At 62.3% G+C, this 23,807-nt stretch carries 15 protein-coding genes and 3 pseudogenes; 12 read left to right on the plus strand and 6 right to left on the minus strand.

The window, feature by feature from the left end:
- Positions 1 to 354: 354 nt before the first annotated feature.
- Both QTH97_RS30545 and QTH97_RS30550 read right to left on the minus strand, forming a co-directional pair.
- Positions 355 to 1,077: a Crp/Fnr family transcriptional regulator gene (locus tag QTH97_RS30545; RefSeq protein ID WP_286572347.1), complete on the minus strand. Its 723-nt coding sequence runs from the start codon at positions 1,075 to 1,077 to the stop codon at positions 355 to 357.
- Between the two features lie 81 nt (positions 1,078 to 1,158).
- A complete protein-coding gene (locus tag QTH97_RS30550) occupies positions 1,159 to 1,839 on the minus strand; it encodes a Crp/Fnr family transcriptional regulator (RefSeq protein WP_444813494.1) in 681 nt (226 codons plus the stop codon).
- Between the two features lie 1,015 nt (positions 1,840 to 2,854).
- On the opposite strand from QTH97_RS30550, the gene QTH97_RS30555 reads away from it, so the two are divergent.
- The 3 genes from QTH97_RS30555 (at position 2,855) to QTH97_RS30565 (ending at position 5,266) form a co-directional block, all read left to right on the plus strand.
- Positions 2,855 to 3,568: a hypothetical protein gene (locus QTH97_RS30555; RefSeq protein ID WP_286572349.1), complete on the plus strand. Its 714-nt coding sequence runs from the start codon at positions 2,855 to 2,857 to the stop codon at positions 3,566 to 3,568.
- Between the two features lie 123 nt (positions 3,569 to 3,691).
- Positions 3,692 to 3,946: an XRE family transcriptional regulator gene (locus QTH97_RS30560; protein WP_286572350.1), complete on the plus strand. Its 255-nt coding sequence runs from the start codon at positions 3,692 to 3,694 to the stop codon at positions 3,944 to 3,946.
- 3 nt (positions 3,947 to 3,949) lie between these two features.
- A complete protein-coding gene (locus tag QTH97_RS30565) occupies positions 3,950 to 5,266 on the plus strand; it encodes a M16 family metallopeptidase (RefSeq protein ID WP_286572351.1) in 1,317 nt (438 codons plus the stop codon).
- Between the two features lie 315 nt (positions 5,267 to 5,581).
- On the opposite strand, the gene QTH97_RS30570 is transcribed toward QTH97_RS30565, so the two are convergent.
- The 3 genes from QTH97_RS30570 to QTH97_RS30580 all read right to left on the minus strand — a co-directional run bounded on the left by QTH97_RS30570 (position 5,582) and on the right by QTH97_RS30580 (position 11,141).
- Positions 5,582 to 7,618 carry an endonuclease/exonuclease/phosphatase family protein gene (locus QTH97_RS30570; protein ID WP_286572352.1) on the minus strand — a complete coding sequence of 679 codons (2,037 nt, stop codon included), beginning with the start codon at positions 7,616 to 7,618 and terminating at the stop codon, positions 5,582 to 5,584.
- A 428-nt stretch (positions 7,619 to 8,046) separates the two neighbouring features.
- A complete protein-coding gene (locus QTH97_RS30575) occupies positions 8,047 to 10,095 on the minus strand; it encodes an alkaline phosphatase family protein (protein WP_286572353.1) in 2,049 nt (682 codons plus the stop codon).
- A 722-nt stretch (positions 10,096 to 10,817) separates the two neighbouring features.
- On the minus strand, positions 10,818 to 11,141 hold the full coding sequence (locus QTH97_RS30580) for a hypothetical protein (RefSeq protein ID WP_286572354.1): 324 nt from the start codon (positions 11,139 to 11,141) through the stop codon (positions 10,818 to 10,820).
- A 908-nt stretch (positions 11,142 to 12,049) separates the two neighbouring features.
- On the opposite strand from QTH97_RS30580, the gene QTH97_RS30585 reads away from it, so the two are divergent.
- From QTH97_RS30585 to QTH97_RS30610, 7 genes and pseudogenes are all read left to right on the plus strand, one after another.
- A complete protein-coding gene (locus QTH97_RS30585) occupies positions 12,050 to 12,967 on the plus strand; it encodes a hypothetical protein (protein ID WP_286572355.1) in 918 nt (305 codons plus the stop codon).
- On the plus strand, positions 12,964 to 14,919 hold the full coding sequence (locus tag QTH97_RS30590; protein ID WP_286572356.1) for a hypothetical protein: 1,956 nt from the start codon (positions 12,964 to 12,966) through the stop codon (positions 14,917 to 14,919). Before QTH97_RS30585 ends, QTH97_RS30590 begins: the two co-directional genes overlap by 4 nt.
- Before the next feature lie 51 nt (positions 14,920 to 14,970).
- Positions 14,971 to 18,795 carry a glycerophosphodiester phosphodiesterase family protein gene (locus QTH97_RS30595; RefSeq protein ID WP_286572357.1) on the plus strand — a complete coding sequence of 1,275 codons (3,825 nt, stop codon included), beginning with the start codon at positions 14,971 to 14,973 and terminating at the stop codon, positions 18,793 to 18,795.
- A 118-nt stretch (positions 18,796 to 18,913) separates the two neighbouring features.
- A pseudogene (locus QTH97_RS30600) lies at positions 18,914 to 19,066 on the plus strand (ATP-binding protein); the annotation flags it as partial.
- A gap of 318 nt (positions 19,067 to 19,384) precedes the next feature.
- Positions 19,385 to 19,675: pseudogene (locus tag QTH97_RS37085) on the plus strand (DUF3300 domain-containing protein); the annotation flags it as partial.
- 121 nt (positions 19,676 to 19,796) lie between these two features.
- Positions 19,797 to 20,717: a DUF3300 domain-containing protein gene (locus QTH97_RS30605; RefSeq protein ID WP_353655682.1), complete on the plus strand. Its 921-nt coding sequence runs from the start codon at positions 19,797 to 19,799 to the stop codon at positions 20,715 to 20,717.
- A gap of 30 nt (positions 20,718 to 20,747) precedes the next feature.
- A complete protein-coding gene (locus QTH97_RS30610) occupies positions 20,748 to 20,993 on the plus strand; it encodes a DUF2950 family protein (RefSeq protein WP_286572361.1) in 246 nt (81 codons plus the stop codon).
- Positions 20,994 to 21,700: 707 nt separating this feature from the next.
- Here the strand turns inward: QTH97_RS30610 and QTH97_RS30615 are convergent.
- On the minus strand, positions 21,701 to 21,946 hold the full coding sequence (locus tag QTH97_RS30615; protein ID WP_353655683.1) for a putative zinc-binding metallopeptidase: 246 nt from the start codon (positions 21,944 to 21,946) through the stop codon (positions 21,701 to 21,703).
- A 53-nt stretch (positions 21,947 to 21,999) separates the two neighbouring features.
- Between QTH97_RS30615 and QTH97_RS30620 the strand changes: the two are divergent.
- Positions 22,000 to 23,143 (plus strand): annotated as a pseudogene (locus tag QTH97_RS30620) (Tn3 family transposase); the annotation flags it as partial.
- Positions 23,144 to 23,279: 136 nt separating this feature from the next.
- On the plus strand, positions 23,280 to 23,807 hold a 528-nt coding region (locus QTH97_RS30625), incomplete at its 3' end, for an IS110 family RNA-guided transposase (protein WP_286572358.1).

Here is a 23,807-nt window from a genome sequence, read left to right on the forward strand (position 1 = left end):
TCTGCTCCTCACTGAATCTTGACCTCTTCATCGGTTCTCCTTCCTGCCCTTCCGGGCCTCCGGGCCGGCCGAAAAAGACATCACCTACAGTTCTGAAAAGTCCGGAATCCGGGGGAGACGTCACCGACTTGAGAATCAAGTCACAACCCGTCCGCGCAGCAGGGTCAAGTCCAAGTCCAACTTCAAGGGACCTGAACTCCCCCCACTGGATGAGGCGTGAAGCGAAGCGATAAGGCGCTGGAATCCGTAGGAACAGTCCAATGACCGGGGCATGGTGCGGATTCAACCGGTCGAGGCAACACTAGAAACTGCGTAGGCAGAAGGAGTGTTGTAGATGAAGTATCAAACACGGACCTATTTGGTCCCCTTCGATTGGACGCTGACAGACCCCAGAGACCGCGCGTAGCACTGCAAGTCTGCCAAATAGCAACTGCATGAAACCGCCTCCAACCCCGGTCTGTCAAGAACCGTCATCTCACCGCGCTTGTACGAAATGAGACCGTCACGCTGAAGCAACGTCGCTGCTTCCGAGATTCCGCTACGGCGCGCGCCAAGCATGTAAGCCATGAATTCCTGTGTCACGCTGAACTGATTGGAATGCGCCCTGTCTTGGCTCATCAAGAGCCACCTTGCAAGGCGGGGGGCGACCTGATGAAACCGTACACAGGTGAGCGAAGTCATAAGCTGCAAATTGAGGACATGAATGTATCGATCCATTACTTCTTTAAGCGCCTTGCAGCTGTCCAGTTCACCCCGGAATGGTTTGATCGGGATCCGCAGCGCCGACCCCGCGCCTTGAACCAGGGCTCGCAACGGCGCTTCCACCACACCGAGGACGACCTGCGTTCCGACCATGCCCTCCGTGCCCACCATGCCAACCTCGAGGCTCGGATTGCCTTCGCTTGAACTCACGAGCGACACAAACCCTCTGGTCGGAAAGTAGACATACGCGGGAGTTTCGCCGGCGCTGACCAGCACTGAGGACAGATCCAGCGGCATTGCCGTCGCTAGCAGGAGCAATCGCCTGCGGTCGCGCGCTGGCAAACCGGCAAGAAGATGATTTTCGATTGTGGCCACGTCATCGCTCCAAGGTTGATTCCTCCATTGGCGGAGGAACACTTCAGGTGACGTGTCGGCTGGCAACCGTTGGATGGAGACTCAGTATGCGCTATCGCCGGAACCCCGCCCGGGCAGCAAACGTTCGTACTCCTTCTTGACGACCTGATAGCACTCACAAGTACGCTTTTCAAGCCCGGGACGATCCAGTACCGAAATCCGCCCTCGCGAGTAGCGAATCAGGCCGGCTGCCTGCAGTTGCGACGCTGCCTCCGTCACGCCGGTTCGACGCACGCCCAGCATACTGGCTATCAGTTCCTGGGTCATCACCAGCTCGTCACCGTCAAGACGATCAAGACTCAAGAGCAGCCAGCGGCAAAGCTGCTGATCCAGCGAATGATGGCGATTGCACACCGCTGTCTGGGACATCTGACTGATGAGTGCCTGGGTATAGCAGAGCAGAAGTCGCAACACCCGTCCTGCTCGACTGAATTCGGCGTTCAGCGCATGCGCGCCGAGCCGGTATCCTTTGCCGGCACTTTGCACGACTGCTCGATTGGGCGTCGAGTTGCCGCCCATGAAGAGTGAGACCCCGACCAATCCCTCTCTTCCGACTACGGCAATCTCGGCCGACGCGCCATTCTCCAGGACATAGAGCAGCGAGACGATCGCCGTCGTCGGAAAGTACACGTACCGCAATGCCGAATCAGATTCGAAGACAACATGCCCAAGAGGCAACTCAACCGGCTCCAGGAACGGCAGCCACCGCTCCAGTTCGGCCATCGGCAACGCCGAGAGCAGGTAGTTCCCTTTGACATCTAACGCTGTCGTCATCTTTCCCGCTCACCCAGACTCGTCAGCAGCCCAAGACATCGCCGCTATCACGGCTTAAAGTATAAATACCTTCGCTCGCCGGTCTGTCCGGCAGCGGACATAGGTACTTTGGGAACAATGGCATCCTCCCGGCCTCTTCCAGCGTAGCTGCTCGGTTCAGGAGCGTGAATTTACTCCCTTGAGGTGAGGCTATTTGACAAAGGTCATGTCCGCTCGCGCTTGCTCAAGGCATCAACGGGCAGGCGCGTGCCACGCCCTCAGTTCGCGCCCAGGAGCCTTCTCAGTCGCTCGCCTTGCTTCGGAGCCCAAAAAATTTGGCGCGTGTGTCCGGTAGCGGACGTTGCGAAGGGCGCCGATGAGCTAATGTCATCCTGCCGGGCGCCGCAGCGCGCCACTCTTGGAGCAGCAAAAGATGAGCGCGAGCAATCCACGGCATTCTGATGGCAATTGCACCGCGCCCGCGACAACGCCGCCTCCCATCCCTCGTTGGCGCGGCAGCCGCTGGCCGATGCGGCTCGGACGCCCGCGATGTCAGATTCGTGGGAAAGGTGCGGCTTGACTGGCCGAGACTTGGCCGCCGTGCGGAATATCTACCAGCGGTTCGAGTCCACGCAGCCTTTCGAGAAGTTGAGCGATCAGGATCCATCGGCTGGTTTCCAATCATCGAGGTTCCTGGCGCATCTGCCAGACGCACGGCCCGATGACCCCCCGCGGTCCCGGATCCGATGGGGGATTCGCGCTGCTTGCCTCCTCCTGGCCGCGGCCGCGGTGTTGGCAGGAGGGGTCCGGCTGGTCCGACTTTTGTTAGCGACCTCATTTCCATTGAATGGGCGCCGTGCCGCGGGTACCGAGGCGCGAGTGGACGCGCCTTGTCCTGCAGAGCCCGCGGTACATGAGGTCCACCACGTGGGCTTGTCCGATTCGCAGGCAAGGTAGACAAAGACTGAGCCGCAGGAGAATGCACATGACCAACGCATCGACGTTACCCCACGTCCCGCCCGAACCGTTGCTCACGGACGCCTGGCTTGGGACGCCGGAATTCCCCGGCTATCGCGCAAACAATGTTGTGGCGAGACTCGAGGACCATCCGCAGGTCGATCGCGATCACCTGTACTTCCATCTCCTCCTGCTCGATGCCAACAGCCAACTCCAGGACAACCACTCGGGGCCTTGCTTAGCGCTCGAGCGGCAGCAGTCACTGCCGGAACGAATTCGCTTCGTGCGCGTCGTCGCCGAACTGGTTCGCTTTTCCCCCAACGAGGATCGAGGACTGTCGGCCATCGGGCAAGCGCTGACGCTTGTTCGCGAAGCGGGGGTGGACCGCGCCAGTCTTCTTGTTGCTGCACAGGTGCTCGACAACGCCTGCAATGAAGAGGCCGTCATCGCGAGCTTGAGCCAGCTCCTCAAACTATCCATGGGTGTGCATGATGCGCGTCAGGCGATCTTTGACGTCGCCGCCGGCTTGGCACGCAGGGCAGACTTTGACGCGACCGGCGCCGCGGACCTCGGGGTGCCGACCGCCGACGTGTGCAGCAAGTCCGCACCCCCGAACGATAGCAGCCTCCATGCGCAGATGTCATACATCGTGCACGCTGTGGGCAAGGCGCATGCCCGCCGCTATTTGCAGGGTCTTATGGCTAGCGAGCTGGTGCCGATGCCGCACATGCTCGGCGTGTGAGTCTGTGTGCCCCGCGCGAGAGTTCCCTGGCGCAACTCGAATGGCGAACTTCCGCAGCCTCGCCTTCGACGGGCTACCGAAACACAGAATCGATCAGGCAGCGCGCGCGGCGACAATGCACCCATGACTCAAGGAAAACGCATCGCGGCAGACATCGGCGACGACGCCTTGCATGCAATCCGAGAATTGGGGTTGGCAGCAAGGTTGGCCCGATCGGCGGCCGGCGAGGGCCAGACTGCCGCGGCCGCGCGCCTCGCGCATGTCCAAGCCATCGGCCGTATTGAAGCGGGCGAGCTTGGAGTGGCCATTGGGCACGTGCCGGGCCCGCTCGCGCTCTATGGCATCGGCGTCAGGCTGCAGCAGCCAGAAGGCCGCTGAGCCATGGTCCGACTGCAGGCGGAACGCACCTCCACGGTCCTCTACACGCTTCCTAACGGGGTGAGGCTGCTCGCCATTCACATTCCCCATGTGCAGAGCGCCAGTGTGGGCGTGTTCCTGCGTGTCGGCTCCCGGGACGAGACGCCGGCCACCAACGGCATCGGCCATGTCCTGGAGCACATGGCGTTCAAGGGGACCGCCACCCGCTCCGTTCAGGCCATCAACCTGGATGCGGAGCGGCTCGGGGCGGATGTCAACGCGTACACTGGCAAAGACACTACCGGCTACTTCATGACCGGCCTGGGCCGGCACGCTGAGCAGTTGCTGCGCATGACGGCCGACATCGTCTTGAACAGCACATTTCCCGACAGTGAACTGCAGCGCGAGCTGGATGTGATTCGCCAGGAGGCCATCGAGTACGAGGAGGACCCACAGGACTACTCCAGCGAATTGCTCGACCGCGCGATCTGGGGCGACGACCCGATGGGCATGCCCGTGACCGGCACCGTCGGCAACATTGAAAGCTTTACCCGGGACGATCTGGTTCGCCACGTGCAGTCCTACTACGTCGCGGAAAAGACCGTCGTCGCTGCGGCCGGGAACTTCGACGTTGAAGGCTGGGTCGCGCTCGCCCGGGAACTCTTTGCAGCGATGCCCCCTTCGGCCGGCATACTCGCGTCGCGACAGCCGGCGCCCGCGAAGTACATCGGTCATGCCTTGGCCCGGGGCTTCACGCAGGTGTCGCAAGTGTTTCTGAACATTGCCTATCCGCTGGCGCCTGCGCGGCAGGAGGAGATGTCGCAGCAGCGCTGGCGCCTTGCGGCTTCGCTGGCGGCCAACCTGTTTGGAGGCGGGATGTCGGCACCCCTGGTCGATACAGTTCGGGAGCAGCTCGGCCTGGCCTACACGACGCATTCCACAATGGACAGCGGGGACGTCTGGGCCAACTTCGTGGTGCAGGCGGTCACTACCCCGGACAAGCTAGACGCGCTAGTGACGACGACGGGCGGCCTGCTGCGTGCGCAGGCAACCACCATCGATCCGGTGCACCTGGAGCGGGCAAAGAACCAGCTCACCGTGTCCCGCGTGCGAGCAGAGGAGCGGACCTACGCAACGATGGAGCAGGCCGTCGAAGAACTCTTCGCCAGCGGGACCGTGACGCCGATGGACGAAGTGATTGCGATGATCGACGACATCGGGCCGGTAGAAGTGCGGGCGGTGTTCGAGCGGATGCTGGCCAACGCCCCGGCGCTGGCGATTACCGGCAAGGGCGCCAGCGCGCGAACCGCGCGCCAGCTGGTAGCGAGCCTGGCCACCTGACTCGGTAGCGGGGCAGAAGCGACCGAGGTGAGCTGCAGAATGGGGCAGAGCGCGCCCGGACCACTGCGCTTGAGCCCAGGCGTTCGCCTTCTTCGCGTTGACGCGAAGGGGCTGGATCGCGGAGCGCTCCGCAGGTGCCGGCACCGGACGTGGAAGACGCACTTCTGCAGGATCGCCGGATCGCCTTGCGGCCGGCGAGCAGCGCTCGTATCACTCGTGATCAAACGGCGCAGGTAATCCGACGATCGATGCCTCATGCGGTTGACAAATTTGCGTGAGCATCGCTCACGTGTTTGATCAAGATGAGGCTGCTAGTTAGCCCTGTTGCGTTCGGCTCAAGCTACATTCGAACTGGTAGGTGCCACTCTGAACATCGAAGGACTGCACGATTGCTTTGATCAACCCATCCGTAGGTGCCAAGGCGCCAACTCGAGACCAGTCATCGGGGGACTGAATGAAGTCGGATTCATTCACGGAAACATCGATGTAGTTGACGAATGCGATCTCCGGAACCTGCCCCTCCAATTTGAGAATCTCATTAGAATCCGCATCGTCCCAATAAGTTGAAAAAAACTCTGGACGATGGTCATCGGCGTACAGTGTCAGCGTGATCTCGTCTGCGCCCAGCCAATCGGGTCCTGTTTCATCGGCGCAGCGCAAAACCATGGGGCGGACATTCGGTACGCTGCGCAACCAAGTGAGGCCTGACTGCCAGGAGACCCGAAAACTTGTGTCGCTCAGGGTCGAGCGATTCAAGCGTATAAACACCGTGTCCGGCCCCGATGTCGAGTATTCGACAACCGTTTCCGGGTCGGCATTGCTAAAGCCGGAAATCACTGAGAAGCCGCTTCGAAACAACTTGACTTTAGCGTCGTTTCCAGTATTGTTCTGGATGATGAATCTGGAATTGTGTTCCGTGCCACTGTATGCCCGGCCGATTTCAGCGCGAAACCAGCATTCGTCGTGCACACCATTTGGTTGACCCGCAGGTAACCCCGCGTCGAGCGGCATTGCCCACGGTTGGATCACAATCGCCGTATCTGGCGTTTGCCCCGTGTGCTCGTAAATGCCGAGAAAACAAGTTCCTTGCACGTCTGGGTTTTTTGAGCCCGCACGTATTCTGATAAAAAATGGCCCTGGCATCGAATATTGGTCGCCAGTGGGCTCTAGAGAGTCAAATCGCCGGACATCCTTTTCGAGGTTGTCAATGCCCATGGTGGCAGCGTCTATTTGGCCATAAGGATTCCAGGGCGTGGACAGATTGTCAGCCGCGTACAGAGTAATCTCGAGCCCTGTCGGCTTGAATATCGTATAGGTTCCAGGTTTGGCGACAAACACCCACTGGTAGGCACCAGGGCGTGTGATCTCCAGTTGGGCTAGCTTGAGATGGGAAATCGCGACTGGAGCCAATGCTGCATCGAAGGCCGTAGAAGGGCTGCAGTGCGGCGAAGTCAGATGAATATCGGCCTCAAGAGACCAATGGTCACTCAAGGTGCGGAAACGGGTGCGCAAGTGCTGCGCAACGAAAACCTGGTCAGCCGGGAGCTTAGAAAAACAGATGTAGTCCAAGCGCGAGAGCAGGCCCCGGGGAAGTTGACCATTCTCGCCTGCTTCCAAATTGTTATTGGTGAATCCCGGATCTTGCTCGATTGCCGAGCCGGGCGGCCGGTTGAAATGGCGCCACCCGTCCCAAAACGCGTCTGCCATAATTTGACCGGGATTTTCAAAAGTTGAATCCCATTCAAGCTTCGGGTTGGCAGCGGGATCCGGCGGGTGATTGCCAATGATATTCAAGTCGCCCATCAAAATGGTCTTAGCCCAGGGCAAGGCTGGAAAGTTTCCGTTGACCTGCGCAATGGTCTTGCCAACGTCCGCCAGTTGTTTCGCACGGGTCCCCCGATACTCGTCTTCGGAGTGATAAAAGGCTTGAGTGTGCGTGAAGGCCAAGGTCAACATGCCCAGCGGAGTCTCCAAGCGGATTACGGCCACTCCTTTACCAGCCAACGCGTCATCATCTTCGGCATCCGGGTATGAGAAAAACAGAAACTTCTTGCCATCGGCGTCGAGCGGGAAAAAAGGGTACTTGCTATACACTGCTAGCCCGCTGTCGCCTCCGACAAACGTATCATCAAATTTGGCGATGTGATTGGGGTAGAGTCCGGACATCCCGTTGATCACTACCTTACGTGCGTCCTCATTGAAACATTCATTGAAGGTCACCACATCGGGCAATTCGTCAAGCGGTAATTTCTTGAATGCTTCCATGATCGCAGACGCCCGAGATTCTGCTTCGTCACCCGGAGAAGGGGCGACGATCGGGACCACCGGAAGCAGCTGCACGTTGAACGTCATCAATCGTAGATATCTCATCAGATACTCCTGAAATATGGCATTTTTCGAGGCAACGGGGCCCCTCGGTTTCTGCTCGCACCCGCTGTGTCGGTTGAATATTCCACTATTGAAAAAAATGGGGCGGTTATTCCTGAAAACATCGAGGGTCGGCATCGCCCGCCAATACAAAAGCGACCGAACGGCTGGCGACTCTTTACCTCTTAAACCAGTGGAAATCGGCCAGATCCCCAGTTCTGGCCGAAAGCGTGTCAATTTGTCTGGAAAGTACGATCACCCCAATCCCCACTTCGATCCAAATAATTAGATCTATCTAAAGGATGTTGTACTCGTCGGCGGTACGAAGCGTCGCCGCCGATCCATTTCAATGGTTCATTCGCTTACTGGTTGTAGGCGGTACTGCTGTCAGCAGCGCTCTTTCAGCGCTGGGACTAAGCGGTGACCCCCGGAGCCAGCACTCCCACTCGTTGTGACACGCCCGGTTGAACACGATTCGCACGCACGAGTTGTTCCACTTCCTTCAAATACGTGAATGCTTCGGCGTGGGTGCGGAGCAACCGAACTCGCTCAACTATGGCGGCGTGTTCCCCCGCTAGAGCGACCTTGAGATGGCGGACAACTGCACTATGGAGGACCGCAGTCAGATTTCCATGCGGATCGTCGAAGATGAGGGCGGCGGGGTTGTGAGCGATCGCCTTGTCGACAGGAGTGATCGCCCCTGCTGCCAGTAGTCCCGTGGAAGCAGCATCAGGCAAGGTAGAGGGCGTCTCTGATCGGAACACGCCGCCAACAAGCTGGTCGACACCTCCGTTGATGCCATCGCGCGCTCCAAGTGACGGGAGCTGGAAAACTCGGCTGAGGGTTGCGGGAATCGCTGTGTGGTCGAGTACTCTGTGTTCGATCAGATTTCCGCGAATGAGCGGGGAGACGATCACCGCCGGGACGCGCGCTCCGAGTTGGTCGAAAGTGAATCCGTGTGAGCGTCCAAGATTTCCTGTTGGTATCGCGGGGCTTGGTTTTACGTGATCGTAGAAACCGCCATGCTCGTCCCAAGTAATGATCAGGAGACTCGTCGCCCATAGCGGGGACTTCCGAATCGCTTCATAGGCTGCCTTGATAAACCGCTCGCCCGCGGCGACGCCGCCGCCAAAGCTCGGGTGCTGCGACAACGGCTCCGAGAATGGCACGATGCCATAGGACGGCTCTATGTGGAAGTAGCCCACTTCGAGGGCTGACGGATCCTGCAGGTCGTCCGCAAAATCCTCGAAGTCACGTTGCTCGTCGACGTTGTCGAATTCGCCGACCACTGGAAAGAGGTCGCCTGCGTAGATGCGGTACTGCACGCCTGCCTTCTTGAGCAGGTCATAGACGGTCCCGTGTTTGAACGTGAATCCGGGGTGGAGCGAGTCGCTTCCTTGCGCGACCAGGATTTCCGTTTGGTCTGGAGATCGGTCCCAGGTACCGCAGGTCGCCGCATGCGCAAACATGCGGTTGGGCTCAGTCGGTCCGGGCATCGAGGAAAACCAATGGTCGCAAACGACGAATTCCTTCGCCAACGCGCTCAAAACCGGCAATCGACCTGGACCGAAGCATTTCATGACCACACCCAGATCGAAACTCGCCTCCTGTGCGTTCAGTGCGTCGATAGTCAGGGCACTGTTCAGGCCTGACGCGGACAAGGCATCCCTGCGACGTTTTGCAAACTGCGCGGCTACTCTCTTCTGGTAGTTGGCCACAAAGCCGCCGTTGGTGATCGGTGTTGGGTAGGCGGAGCCCTTCAGGTTGAAGGCAGGATCCACGGCACGCCCGGTCAGTTGTTCAAGCACGTCCACAAATTCATGGGCCGGGCCGATGCTTATCTGATCGGGTGCTCCCGCAGCGACCGTGTGCGTATGCACGGTGCCGGCGCTGTCAGTGAACTCGTTCGATTCGTCGCCTTTCAGACCGTCTATCGTCGTCGGCTTTCCCGTCAATGCGTCGGTCCCTGTGATGCCAGAGAACCCCAGCATGTGATCAAACGACCGATTTTCGAGCATCAGCACAAAGACGTGTTTGATCGGGCTGCCGAAATCGCCCAGTGAACTGAAGACGCCGCCACCAGGATCGGCGACAAACAAGGCGAATCGGTTGCCGGCAATGGGCACTGCGGCAATGGACGTGTTGGGGCCGGCGTGGCCTTCGGACACGCTGAGCCACGGACTCCAGCCGGTCTCCGCATTCCCCGATGCGGCGAAGACTCCGCCACGAACATCGGCGAGAAACAAAGCAATGCGGTTCCCGGCGAACGGAACTGCCGTGATGGATGTCTTGGGTCCAGCGCGGCCCTCGGAAACGCTGGACCATGGACTCCAACCCTGCTCTGCATTGCCTGACGCGGTGAAGACTCCCCCATCGGGATCGGCCAGAAACAGCGCAATGCGGCCACCGGCGATCGAAACTGCCGTGATGGATGTACCGGGCCCGGCGCGGCCCTCAGACACGCTGGACCAAGGGCTCCAGCCGCCCTGTGCATTCCCAGACGACGTGAAGACTCCGCCTCCAGGATCGGACAGAAACAAGGCAAATTGCCCCCCCGCGATCGGTACAGCAGTGATGGATGTATTGGGCCCGGCATGGCCCTGGGACACGCTGGACCATGGGCTCCAGCCGCGCTCTGAGTTGCCCGACGCTGTGAAGACTCCTCCACCCGGATCGGCGAGAAACAAAGCAAAGCGGCTTCGTGCCAGAGGAACCGCAGCGACAGACGTGTTGGGTCCGGCATGGCCTTGGGACACACTGGACCAAGGGCTCCAGCCGTTCTGTGCACTCCCAGACGCCGTAAAGACTCCGCCACCAGGATCGGCGAGAAACAAGGCGAAGCGGCCGCCGCCGATTGATACCGCCGTGATCGATGTGTTGGGCCCGGCGTGACCTTGGGACACACTGGACCAAGGGCTCCAGCCGTGCTCTGTGTTACCCGACGCAGTGAAGACTCCGCCACCAGGATCGGCAAGGAACACGGCAACGCGGCTTGCATCGATCAGGGCCGTCGTGATCGACGAATTCAGCCCGGCACGGCCCTCGGATGCGCTAGACCATGGATCCCAGTTCATAGGTTCCCCAATTCCCGACACCAGTGGGACGTTGTTGGTGATCGCATCCCGATGCAGGTGGAGCATCCGCGCATGAGCACATTCATGCTACTCGCTGTACGGCAGCAAGGCTAAAAATTTCCTCCATTGGTTTGGGCAGGCAGCGCAGTTTGAATTCTCAGCGAAAAGTCATTCAGCCGACGCACTACGCCGACCAGCGCTGCCTGCATCCGTATATCGCCCCTTGCCCTCTTGGACGTGACAACCGCCTGGCCAGTGAAAAAATGGCGATGGCGAGCAAGCCCATGGCAACCGGTTTGGCAGTTGACGAGATTGCCCGGCTTGTGCGTATGGCGACGCGTTGATGCAGCTGAGCGCGCCGGCAGGATCGCGGCGATGCGCGCCATGTAGGGGAGTCTGCGAATCAAAAGTTTCGCGTTGCGGCGCTCAAGCAAGGGTATCAACGCCTGCTTGCAAAACTCGGAATGACGCTCGGGTCCCCGAACTTCCACTCCGATGGCAAGCAGAGTGGACGTTCGATACTTCGAGCACGGTCGCCAGAGAGCGCAAGCAGTAGGGTATGACTGCAATCCCTTGAGACCGGCTTGGATACAAAGGTGTCTCGCTCTGTTGTGCAATCTGAATCGGCCTCACAGCGTGAACTCACCCGGCGGTAAGCAAGGACCAACCGCTGCATACCTAGCCTAACGACATGCACGAGGAGCTCCCTCAACTGGATAGGCGATAGCTTGCGCAAGCGCTCTTGGGGATCGGCAATGCGCCGCTGCGCGCGATCAAGCTTGTCCAGCCGACCCAGCAGTCAGGCTGAGCACAACTGGCACAGGATGCTCGCGTCGGCGTCAGTCCCCGCCGTCGCGGGCCCGTCGATCTCCTTGAGTCGGCAAGAGGAATCGCGCTGTGTCCCCGTTCAGAAAGAGGTGGACACGACGACAAGACAAGCACAGACTTGGTTTGAGATTGGAATTGAGATGGCGTTAAGCAGCAGAATGGAAAGCGAGTGTTGTCTTCGTTTTTGGCGGGCATGCGCTTTAGCTCTGGCAGGACTTTCCCGGAATTTGACGGTCGCCGGTCGATTGACATGCTCGAGCGCAGCCCACGCTCGAGCCTCATCCTGGAGCATGCCATGAGTCAGGATTGGCACGTTGCTGCGTTTCACAACTCGCTCATGCAGCCGTTTGGAAGTTCGCTAACGAAGTGGTAGTTGATCTTTGAGGGCGAACGTCTCTGAGAGACCGGTTGCGGCTCTTCGAGGGTGCGAATTGCATAGCAGCGACTTCTGAAAGCTGACCGTGGCACCTGGCCCCGATACACGAGAAGTTCGACTCCACCGAGGTCTGGAATCATGGATGAGTTGTTTCGCTTCGTCGCTCTGCGCCCACCGATGCCGGTGTCCGACCCGATCGTCCTGGACGGCGACTCGCCATTAGCGGCCGCCCTGGCCGACGCGCGACGCGAGGCGAGCGGTCGTGATGCGATGAACCGGCTGGCGCAATCGTTCGTCCGTTCCGACGATTTCGTTCAAGACCCCTCGACCCTGAACCTGCCGCTCGAGCGGCTCGCGGATGCTCTCGATCGACCGGATGGCTCCGATGAAAGCGTGAGCGACCTGGTCGAGCGCGCGCTCGGCGCGCCGGCCTCCGGACTGGTCAGATCGAACGAGTTCGCCGTCGACGTCGCGCGACTGCAGGACACTGTTCTCGCCCTGAAGCTGGCGCCTCCAGAGGACGGTGATGCTGCAAAGGTCCTGCGCATGTTGGGCGCCGCGGACGTCGTGCGGCGGCTCGCCGCGGACCGCCAGGACGTAAAGGCAACGACGAAGCGTGTCGTGTTGATGCCTGCGTCGATCTTTCCGTTGCCCGGCCCCCTCGCAAAGGCGCCGCCCCCCGTGCGGCCGACTGATCCGGCCGCTGAAGCGGCCCAACGCGTGCTGAAGAAACGGGCAGCGGCGATCGTCGAAGCGATCCAAGCCTTGACGGCGGCAGGTCAGTTGCTCGCAGGCGCGAGTGCCGAGACCCCTGCCGTGAGCCGAGGAGCCGAGCGCCATCCGCCGGCCGAAACGAGCGCGCGACGTGCGACCGGCAGTGACGCTCGATCGGCGCTCGGTACGCTGCTGCTCGATCAGGCAACGATCTCGCATCTTCCGGCCGAGGTCAGCGAGACGCTCGCCGAGCTCGGCATCGATCCGGTCACAACCACGCTGCCGGCGATGGTGAAGCTTTTGCGTATCGAACTCGGAAGGACAGAGAGGATGATCCAATGATCGCCGAGAGGAAAGCGAAGCCGCGACCGACCTTCGGCCCGTGGAAGCCGCTCACCGTGCCGCAGCTCTGGGACGATGCGGGCGATCCCAAGCCAGCGGTGCTGGCGGCTCCGCCTCTCACGCACGGCAAGGTCAAGCCGGCCGGCATCGGCGATCTGCTCGTCGTGCGCCAGCACGTGATCGGCTATGCCGCTGGCGAGGTGGCCTACGTGGAGAACGTGGCCACGGGCGAGAAGATGGTCAGGAGCACGCGGCGTGCCGAGACGACCGAGGACGTCACAACGACCGAGAGCGAGACCACCCGCGAGCAGTCACGCGACGTGCAGACCACCGATCGCTTCGACCTGAAGCGCGAGTCGAACGATGTGCTCAAGACCGATTCGGCACGCCAGCCAGGCAGCCCCGGGTCCTCGGCGTATGGCGTGGTGGTCGAGACCGGCAGTTCCGTCGAGCGGGCGCAGAAGGCGGCCGAGACATTCGGTCGTGACGTCTCGGCGCGGGCGGTCGGGCGCGTGACCGATCGGCTGCGCGTCGCAACGGTCCACCGCCAGCTCAACGAGTTCGCCGAGACCGTTAGCCACAGCTTCGACAACATCGTCGGGGCCGCGCCGCAGACCGTGGTGTACCAGTGGCTCGACCGCGTGGTGCAGGCGCAGATCTTCTCGTATGGAACCCGGACGTTCTACGACCTGGTCGTCCCGGAGCCCAGCGCGCTGTTCGTGCGCGCAATCGGCAAACGCCAGGCGCCCGGCGGTCCGCCGGTCAAGCCTGCGCCGTTCACGCTGGAATCCACGGAGCTGAACGAAGTCAACTACACCTACTACACGGCAGGTTATGGGGTCAACGGGGTGGAGCCTCCGCCGGAGCCTCAGCTCGTCGTCGCCCAACCGTTTGCGCGGGTCTCGCAGGACAGCTTCTCCGACAAGCCCGAGGTCAACACCATCCAGGAGGCGGTGCCGATCAAGGTGCCGATTCCGGCCGGCTACCGCGCCGTCACGGCCAGGTTCTCGCGTGCGTCGGCTGGCTTCGGCGCGGACCCGCGCTGGTTCAACCTCACCGTCGGCATCCACTTCGTCAATCTGGCGACGACCCTGGTCCGCACCATCGCGCTCGATGGCGAAGTCGGAACCCTGCCGGTGACGTTGCTGGACGTCGACGGCCAGTACTCGTATTCGGTCACCGTTGAGATCCTCTGCGAGCCGACCGAGCGTCGCATGGACGAATGGCGCCAGCGCACCTTCGATCTGATCCTCCAGGCCTCGAAGCAGCGGATGCTGGAGTACGAGGACCTGGCCGCGAACCTGCGCGCGGCGATGCGGATCGACGCCTTGAACTTCACGCTGGAGCGCAAGCGCTCGATCGAGCGCGAGGAGTTGGAGCGGGCCTGCCTGACGGTGCTCACCGAGCAGCACTTCGACGGCTTGTCCGCGATCGAGCACAGCGCGCAGGGCTATCCGCAGATGTTCCTGCCGAACGTCGAGCCGGTCGGGCGCTATGTGCGGTTCTTCCAGCAGGCGTTCGAATGGGAGCAGATGACCTGGCGCTACTACCCGTACTTCTGGGGGCGCAAGGAGTACTGGCTCGACAGGATCGTCATGGACGACAACGATCCGCAGTTCCGGGATTTTCTGCGTGCCGGCTCGTCCCGGGTGCTGCTCTCAGTGCGGCCCGGCTTTGAAGGCGCGGTTGCGCACTTCATGGAGACCGGCACGGTGCCGACGTTCGAGGAGCTTGGTCGCATGGCCAGCAAGCCGTACTTGTCATTTCTCGGCGAGGAGACCGGTTCGGACGTAGCGATCGAAAGCGCGACGCCCTACGGCGAGCCGTGGCAGCTTCGTCTGCCCACGACGCTGGTCAAGCTCCGCGGCGAGGACACCCTTCCGACCTGGGTCACCCAGACCGATGCGAAAGGGGTGATCTCGTGGAAACCAGGGGCCGGAGATCCGTTCTGATCATCGCGCGCTCACGGCTGCCGATGTCGATCCCCCGTACCGAGTGCAGCGATGCCGGATCCGGCTAAGCCACCGATTCAGTCCGCTATCCAGGAAGAGGTTGCGCGACGACGTCAGTGCTACCGGGAGGCGCTGGTTCGTCGCCTCTATCTGAAGACCGACACCTTTGAGTTCGATCACGGGTGGGTGGACAAGGACAACTTCCCGACCGCGAAGAAGATGTGGTTCGCCCACCGACCTGGTGACGATGCCTCCGCGGCGCAGAAGGCGGCGTGGAACGCGCTCCCGGTCGAGCGCCTGTTCGGCGACATCGTGATGTCGCTGGAAGGCAACGATGCGCCGATCTATACCGCGAGTGACGTGCTCGACTTCAAGCCCGCGCCGGGGGTGCCGTGCGATCGCCTGAGCGACTACCCGGTCGTCCGTACTCCCGCAGGCGGCGAGCAGAGCCACGACGTCTTCCAGTCGCTCGCCCGACTCGACCTGGCGATCGCGGATCCTGGACGGCAGATGGAGCTGTTTGGCTGGATCACGCCAAAGCCCTCCGATGTCAAGGCGATGGCGGCCTTCGAAGAATCAAAGACCGCATTCTGGAATCTTGTCTGCGGCTCCCTTTTCACGCACATGGAAACGCTGAAGGACACGGCCGACTTCAAGGCATCCGAGGTGATCCGCCTGCTCTACCTCGCCGGCGACGTGCCCGAGCACCTGCGCCGCGTCGGCGCGCCGTGGCGCGATCGCGACTCGCTCGAGCGCAGCGTCAACTTCTCGGCCGACGTCGAGGCGCACATCACCAAGGCGCTGCTCGAGTTCAAGTTCTGGGTCGACGACCCGTTCTTCGTCAACGGAGCCTTCAATGACGGTGACCGTCACAACTTGGTCCGAGCCATTCGCCGCCGCGAGGCCCTGGAGAAGCGACCACCCCTGGCCGCGGAGCAGGTCGAGAGCGCGGTCAACGAGGAGATCAAGAAGGACAACATCCCCGAGGAGATGACGTTCTGGTCCGAGAACCATCAGGTGCTGTTTGCCAGCGCCGAATACCTGGCCGGCCAGTGGTTGCCGGACGACGTTTTCAGAGCCGGATTACCGCTGCGGGCCGAAGGCACGCAAAGCGCTCGCCCGGGTGACATGACCGGCGAGCAGCGGATGCGACACGCCAAGCCACGACTCCTGCGATGGCTCGCCGACCGAATGCGCCTCGGGTTCTCGGAGTGGAACGCCCATCCCTACTATGAGGAGGACATCGGACCGCTGTTCAACCTGGTCGACTTCTGCCTCGACGAAGAGATCCGCGGCCGGGCCGAGATCGTGCTCGACTTGCTGCTGTTCGACCTGGCGAGGTTCAGCCTGGACGGCAATTTCGGTCCTTCCTCCGGGCGCTGTTACGCCGACAAGAAGATGTCCGGCTACGAGCCGGGGACTGGCGATCTGATCGAGGTTCTGTTCGGGACGCGCAAGGGCGTGATCGTGTGGGCCGGCGCGACGTCAGCCGGAAGCTTCGCGTCGAGTCGTCGCTACGTGGTTCCGGACGTCCTGGTGAAGATCGGCCAGGACCGCCCCACGCACCTGGTCGATCGCTCGCGGGTCTCGCTGCGCTTCGATGAAGCGCAGCCGTACGGGATCGGATTCCAGACCCTCGACGATGCGATGTTCTGGTGGAGCCGTTCGGCCTACGTGACCAAGGAGACGGTCATGTGCACCAAGCGCCCCGCCTCGCTCTACGCGCTGGCCGAATCAGGTCCGTTCCACGCGATCCTGCCGCTGCTCGGGACGATCAGCACCCTTGCCAAGCCGGTGACGCTGCTCACCAGCGCGCCGGGTGAGGTGGACGTGGTCGACACCCTCTCGCCGTTGACGGAAGGATCCGCCCTCACGCGGGCCAATCTCTATACCTATCAGAACCGCCACGCGATGCTCTCGAGCGTCCAGAATTTCCGTCGCGGCCAGTTCAACGCCCAGACCCACGTCTGCCAGGCGACGCTCAGTCCCGCAGCGACTGTCTGGACGACCCACCCATCGGCGGGCGGCGGGATCAGCGCGGCCCTGCTGGGTGCCATGGGCGGCGGGCTGATCGGCAGTGCGTTCGGCCCTGCCGGCACCGTCGTCGGCGCGTGGGCGGGCGGGGTGATCGGCCTGATCGCCAAGCCGGGCGGGATCGAGCTGATTCCGGCCGGCGGCGACGGGCCGAACTGGTGGACCGGTTCGGCCTCGCTGCCGCGGGTCGTTCAGCGCGATGGCGCCGCGATCATCGCCTATCAACCGGGAGAGTTCCTGCGTCGCCTGCTGGGCGACAAGACTCACGCCTGGTTTCCGAGGCGAGCGTTCGACGAAGGATCCGTCGTCCAGCGGCGGTCCAGCGACTGCAACGTCGGCTCCGCGACCTGGACCTTCGGAAAGGTGGGCGACGGGTATGTGGCCCTGTTCTCGGCCCGCGAGGTCAAGTGGACGACGCTCGGACCGTGGGCGGACAAGGAGCTGGTGGCCGACAACGGCCGCAACATCTTCATCATCCAGGTTGGCAACGTCGACGAGTTCGGCTCCTACGAGCAATTCAAGGACAAGGTCATTGCCGCGAGGGTGCACATCAACGGCCTGAGGCTGATGACCGCCGACTTCGAGTGCAGCTACGACGTCCCGTCGCCCGACGGCGGCCGGCTCGAGCTTCATTTCGACGATGACGAGGTTCGCTACAACGGCGCCCGTTTCTCCGACGACAACTTTCCGCGCTTCGAAACGCCGTACGTGAAGTGCGGACGGGTGCGCTGGGGCCAGTACCACTACACGATCGCGTTCGCGGACGAGACGCTGACCCACGATTTCCGCGAGTTGAAGACGAAGGTCGACGGCGCGAAGGTTACCCGCGACGTCAATCGCCGTACCTACGACTGCGAGCAGGACCGGTTTCGTGTCGTCTCCAACCGGGGCGCCCGTCGAATCTTTCCGGAGAACACCCTGGAGGCATGCCAGCATGCCGTCGAGAAGGAGCGGGCGATGGCTGTCTTCGTTGACGCCTGCCTCACTGCCGATGGAGAAGTGGTGCTCTGGCACGACTGGGACCCAAACGATCTCGTCTCTGCGCTCCGACAGCTCGGCGCCGGTGATGTCGGCGCGTACCGGCCCTCGGCACCTGATCCGGATGATCCCCTGCGGGTCGAAACGATCGGGCTGACCCTGGCGCAGATCCGTTTCGGCTACGGGTATGCCGCGGTGGGAGCGGCGGCCGGCGCTCCCACCGCGCCATTCTCGATCCCGACGTTCGCGCAGCTGCTGAAGTCGGCGCGCGAGTGGAGCGGTTTGCGCCACCTGTTGCTCAATGTGCGGATGCCGGCGGAGCATGCCGCGTTACACGGTGGCGAGATGATCGCGCGCATCATCGAATCTGCCGAGGGAGGGACGCCCTTCGACATCACCGTGGTCGTCGCCGACCAGAGCGTGCTCGAGGCGATGAAGGCCTTCGTCGGAACATCCACACCGGCCTCGATCAAGTTCGCCTGGTTGAGCGTGGCGTCCGAGTACCCCCGGAACGCCGATGGACAGACCGACTACACGGCGAAAGACACAGTGCTGCGAGAGCGCAGCGCTGTGGAAGGGGCGATCCGGAACCGATCGGCTGGGGCGATCATCGGCCGCATCCCGTCCGTCAACGAGTTCACCTTCGATGACTATCTCGGGTTCGTGGCCTACGATGCCAACCGCATGGAGCCTTACAACCTCAACCCGTGGATGAATCAGGGGCATCAGGTGGATTGGTTGCTTGCGGCGGTCAGGGACAACGCACTGGTCATGCAGGTGCTGATCGACACAGGCGTGTCGGGCATCATCACCGACGATGTGCCGGCGCTGCTTGAAGTGGTCGCCAAGGTCGGTCGGTTCTGATCTCTCTTCGAGTAGACCTTCGACGACTGCAATCGGGTAGAAGAAGAAGAAGGGACTGCAGATTGAACCGGTCGATGCAACATGGCCCGACCATGTGGCGATGGCTATGGTGGCTGGGGTGCAGGACCGGGGAAAGTACCTCGGCGATGCGACCATGGGAACCACCATCCTCGATCCACTCATGCATCGCGCCGTCATGCTCGAGTTCGAAGGCAGGAGCTACAGGATGAAGGAGGCCGCGGCACGCCTAGCGATCGCAGTCGAGGCGTGATCGATCAATAATGCAACCCCTGTCCTGCCCGGAGGAATTTGGGTGTCGACAAGCGGGGAATTTGAAGTGTCGATCGGGGACGCGAACGCGTGAAGGGCAGACAATTTTCGTTCGCTGGCTTTTTCCTCAGCGCGGGGTCGGCTGCGTTTCTCCGCTTGCCGTTTTAGTCGAAAGCACGACGCCTTGGATCTCAGGAGGGATATGCGTGCAATGACCATTCGATTTGTGCGAGCCCTGATGCTTGCCGCAGCGTTCCTCTCGGCGCTGGCGGGTGCGCAGTCCGCGCCAACCTTTTCACGGGAGCAGCTCGACCAGATGATGGCCCCGATCGCGCTGTACCCGGACGAACTGCTCTCGCAGGTGCTGATGGCCTCGACCTATCCGGCGGACGTCGCCGATGCGGCCAAGTGGTCGAAGGCGAATCCGAACCAGAAAGGCGACGCAGCGCTGAAGATGGTCGCCAATCAGTCGTGGGACCCAAGCGTGCAGTCGCTCGTCGCCTTCCCGCAGGTGCTGCAGACGATGGGCGATCAGCCCGACTGGGTACAGAACCTGGGAGACGCCTTCCTCGCATCGTCCAAGGACGTTCTCGACTCGGCTCAGCGGCTTCGCGCCAAGGCTCAGCAGACCGGCAGCCTCAAGACGACCGAGCAGCAGAAGGTGGTCGTCGAACAAGAGCCGCAGACGCAGCAGACGATCATCAGGAATCGAGCCCACGAACCCAGAGGTGGTGTACGTCCCCGCGTACGACCCGACTGTGGTGTACGGCGCGTGGCCCTATCCGGCCTATCCGCCCTACTACTACCCGCCGGCGCCCTACTACTATGGCTACTATGGCGGCTACTACCCCGGCGCCGCACTGGCGACGGGCATCGCCTTCGGTATTGGCGTGGCCGCCACCGCGGCGCTCTGGGGCAACTGTAACTGGGGAGGCGGCAACGTCAACATCAACCCTTTGCGGTACAACAGCGTGAACACGAACCGGCAGATCAACGCCAACCAGACAAGCTTCCAGCACAACGCGGCCAACCGGCGCGGCGTTCCGTACCGCGATTCGGCGAGCCGGCAGCAGTTCGGCAAGGACGTCAGCGGAGCGAATCAACGCAACGAGTTTCGCGGACGCGACACGGCGGCTCGCGACGCCCAGCGTCAGCAAGCGCAGTCCCAATTGCGGCAGCGCGGCATGGACCCGGGCCAAGGCCGGGATCGATTGCGCAATGATCCGGGAACGCGAAATCGGGCACAGGCGGCTGCGCGGGAAACCGGTCGCGCTCGAGCGAGTACAGGAGCCGGAACCCGCGCCGGCGACGTTGCGGGGAACCGCGCCAGAGCGGGAGACGTCGGCTGGCCGGCCGGGCGCGGTGGCGCCGACCAGGGATTGTCACGAGTACAGTCCGGCGGCGGTGACAACGCATTCCGAGGCGCAGGCGGTACCGGCGGGCAGGCGCGCCAGCAGACGAGTCGCGGTAACGCGAGCCGCCAATCTGCGGCGCAGCACCGCGCCGCAAGCGGGGGTGCACGCACGGCAGGCGGCGCGTCGCACATGAGCGCAGGCGGCGGGGCCCGGGTGAGTCCCGGGGGCGGTAGTGGTGCCCGAGTGGGCGGGGGTGGCGGTGGCGCACGCGGCGGTGGCGGCGGCGGGCGTCGTTGAATTGGAAACCCCGATGTTGCCATCCGCCGACTGAAGAGTCCGGACCATGATCGTGGCGCCTACGACCACGTGATCGGCAATCGGATGCGAAGCGGCCTCGCCCTGGTCGCCTGGCCGGTCCACTACGGAGAAACCGGCGCGATGAGCTTCACCGTGAGCCGCGATGGCGCCGTGTATGACAAGGATCTCGGGCCGGACAGCGAGGCCGCCGGAGGCGCCATGACGCGCTTCGATCCGGATGCAGGCTGGCGCAGGATTGACGTGACTCGAGATTGATCAGGCCTTGCGCTCCCCGGATTGAGCGGCTGCGCCCCGTCGTCACATAGCTCGAAGAAGATTTGTGCGCGAAGCGCCTCAGCTCACGGAGGCGGTTTCTAGTATTTCGTCTTGTCAGAATGTTTGAAACTTGCTAAGACCATTGATTGGAGAGTTTGTGCAAAGGATGGCGAGTGCGATTCTTCTATGCATTCTGGCCGGCTGTGCGAGCCCCCCGCCTCAGGGCTACTCGGTATGCTCGACTCAGCCAGGTACCTACGCTTGCCAGATCGAGCAATACGAACGGGTCGGCTTCTGACGACGCCTTGAGTTGTGGGTCCGAGGGCCTCAGCGCGGCGTTCCGTCGCGCACTGGAACGCATGCAGGCTGACTGAGCGGGACACCTTTCCTCAAACGCTGGAAGTTCGCGTGGCCCGAGGCCGTTGAGGTCCAGCTTCAGTAGGGGCTTTCCGGGCCGCCTTTGCGGAACTCACGCAGCGCGGCGTGACCCCGCCCTCGGTCATGGTCAACGTTGCCTTCCGGCGTGCGTCACCGACCGGGTTTGCAACGGCCTTCTACTACTTCGACCCCGCGTCGGAGAAGATTGCGAGCGACTCCACGAGCTGGGCAGAAAGTCCCAGGCACAGGGCTGGGCTCCGATCTTCTTTGCGGCCAGGTAGGCAATGCGCCCAGGTCTCCGCCCTGTCCTCCCACGAGTGGGTGGACGCTTAGCTGCTCACAAAGGTTAAGGCCCAGCCTGGCGGCGGACCCTGCCGGCAGTGACGTTGCAGCGACTTGGCGAAGTCGGCCCGCTCATCGCTGAACTGCGTACGGAACTGCGGGAGCTGCGTGGCATGGTCGCGCACCAGACGCTCGTGTCTGAAATGGCCCAGCAATGTGCGACAGGGCTCGTGCGTTGCGGCGGCCGCGATGGTCGGGGTCGGATCGAGCTGGATGGCGGGGCGCGGGCGCAACAGGCGGGAGATCTATGACCAGTTGGACTCCGCGCTCAGGTTCATGCGCACGCGCGACCAAGCCGCGTTTGCTGGCGCACGGCACCGACATCGACGCAAAATGGGTCGCCTCAATGATCCCGGGTCTGGAGCCAAGCCAGATAACCGTGGCGATGCGGGGCCTCGAAGGCAGCGGCCGGCTTCGGCGCGCCAACGAACGTGTCGCGCAGTTCCAAAGTCAGATCCCGATCGCCGCCCTCTGGGGTGATGGCGACAAGGCGTCGGCCGACATGATGTCACTGGACGCGTCACGCCACCTTTGGAATGCCCGGGTTGATCCACGCCGGCGCACCTACGCCGCAGGCCTTTACACCCACGTGCGTGACCGATGGGGCATCGTCTATGACCAGCCCATCGTGCTCAACGAACGTCAGGCTGGCGTCGCTATCGAGGGTGTCGAGACGAACAACCGCAGCGATGACCTCGTGCAGCTATCGCTGGTGGCGGTAGATACCCATGGGTATACGAATCCGGCGATGGCCATCGCCAAGCTGCTGGGCTTTGACCTGTGTCCGCGCCTGCGTGACTTGGCGGAGCGAAAGCTGCACCTGCCGCGCGTCTTCAGGGTCCCGGAAGGCCTCGAAGCAGTCACCGTGAGGAGCGTCTCGCTCAGCGCCATCGAGCGCGGATGGGACGAGCTCCTTTGGCCGCGTCCATTCGATCCGGGCGCGTGTCAGCCACTCTGGCCCTGCAGCGCTTCGGTTCGGCGCGCAAGGTGACCCCCTGCATCGAGCAGCTGAGCATCTGGGACGGCTGCTGCGCACCGTCTTTCTGTGCGACTACATCGCCATCGAGGACTTCCGGCGCGAGATCCACACGCTACTGAACCGGGGCGAATCGGTGCATCGGCTCCAGCGCGCGGTGTACAGCGGCAAGGTTGCGCCGGAGCGCGGCCGACGGCGCGACGAGATGCTGGCGATCTCGGGCTCCCACGCACTGCTGACGAACATCGTGCTGGCGTGGAACACGAGCCGGATGCATGGGGTTGTCGAAAGGCTGAAACGCGAGGGAACCCGCATCGAGGATGAGTGGTTGCGCCGCATCGGGCCGGCACATTTTTCGCACGTCAACTTTCGCGGCACCATGAAGTTCAACGTCGAGAAGTACGCCGACACGCTTGTCCAGCGGCGACCCTCGAGGCGGGCTGCTTCGCGCTGAGCGCATGGCGCGAACCCGCACAAGCGCCCTCCCCCATCTCGGCAGACCAAATGCACCTTTTTACTGTGATGGACCCGGCGCCACCCCGATAGGAAACTGAGCGGTTCATCAACCGTTCTTGCATTGGAGGTCTGCGATGGACATCGACATTCTGGGCATTGACTTGGCCAAGCGCGTGTTTCAACTGCACGGTGCAGATCGCAGCGGTCGCGCCTTGCACCGCTCCAAGGTCATGCGTGACGGCTTCGTGGAGGCTGTACGCTCACTGCATCCACGCGTCGTGGCGATGGAGGCGTGCAGCTCGGCGCACCACTGGGCCAGATGCTTCCAAGACATGGGTATCGAAGTCAGGCTGATCAGCCCGCAGTACGTCTCGCCTTTCGTCAAGACCAACAAGAACGACCGCAACGATGCGCAAGCCATCGTCGAAGCCGCCAGCCGGCCAACGATGAACTTCGTAGTCGTGAAATCGGTGGAGCAGCAGGACATGCAGGCAGTGCACAGGGTGCGCCAACTGCTGGTCCACCAGCGCACGGCGTTAATCAACCAGGCCCGAGGCCTGCTGGGCGAGCGCGGAGTGACGATGGCAAAGTCGCCCGAGGCATTCAAGCGCGCGGTGCCGCGGATTCTCAGCGCTTGCGAAGACGAGGTGACCAGCATCTGT

It is taken from the genome of Variovorax gracilis, assembly GCF_030317115.1.
Lineage (GTDB): Bacteria > Pseudomonadota > Gammaproteobacteria > Burkholderiales > Burkholderiaceae_C > Variovorax > Variovorax gracilis.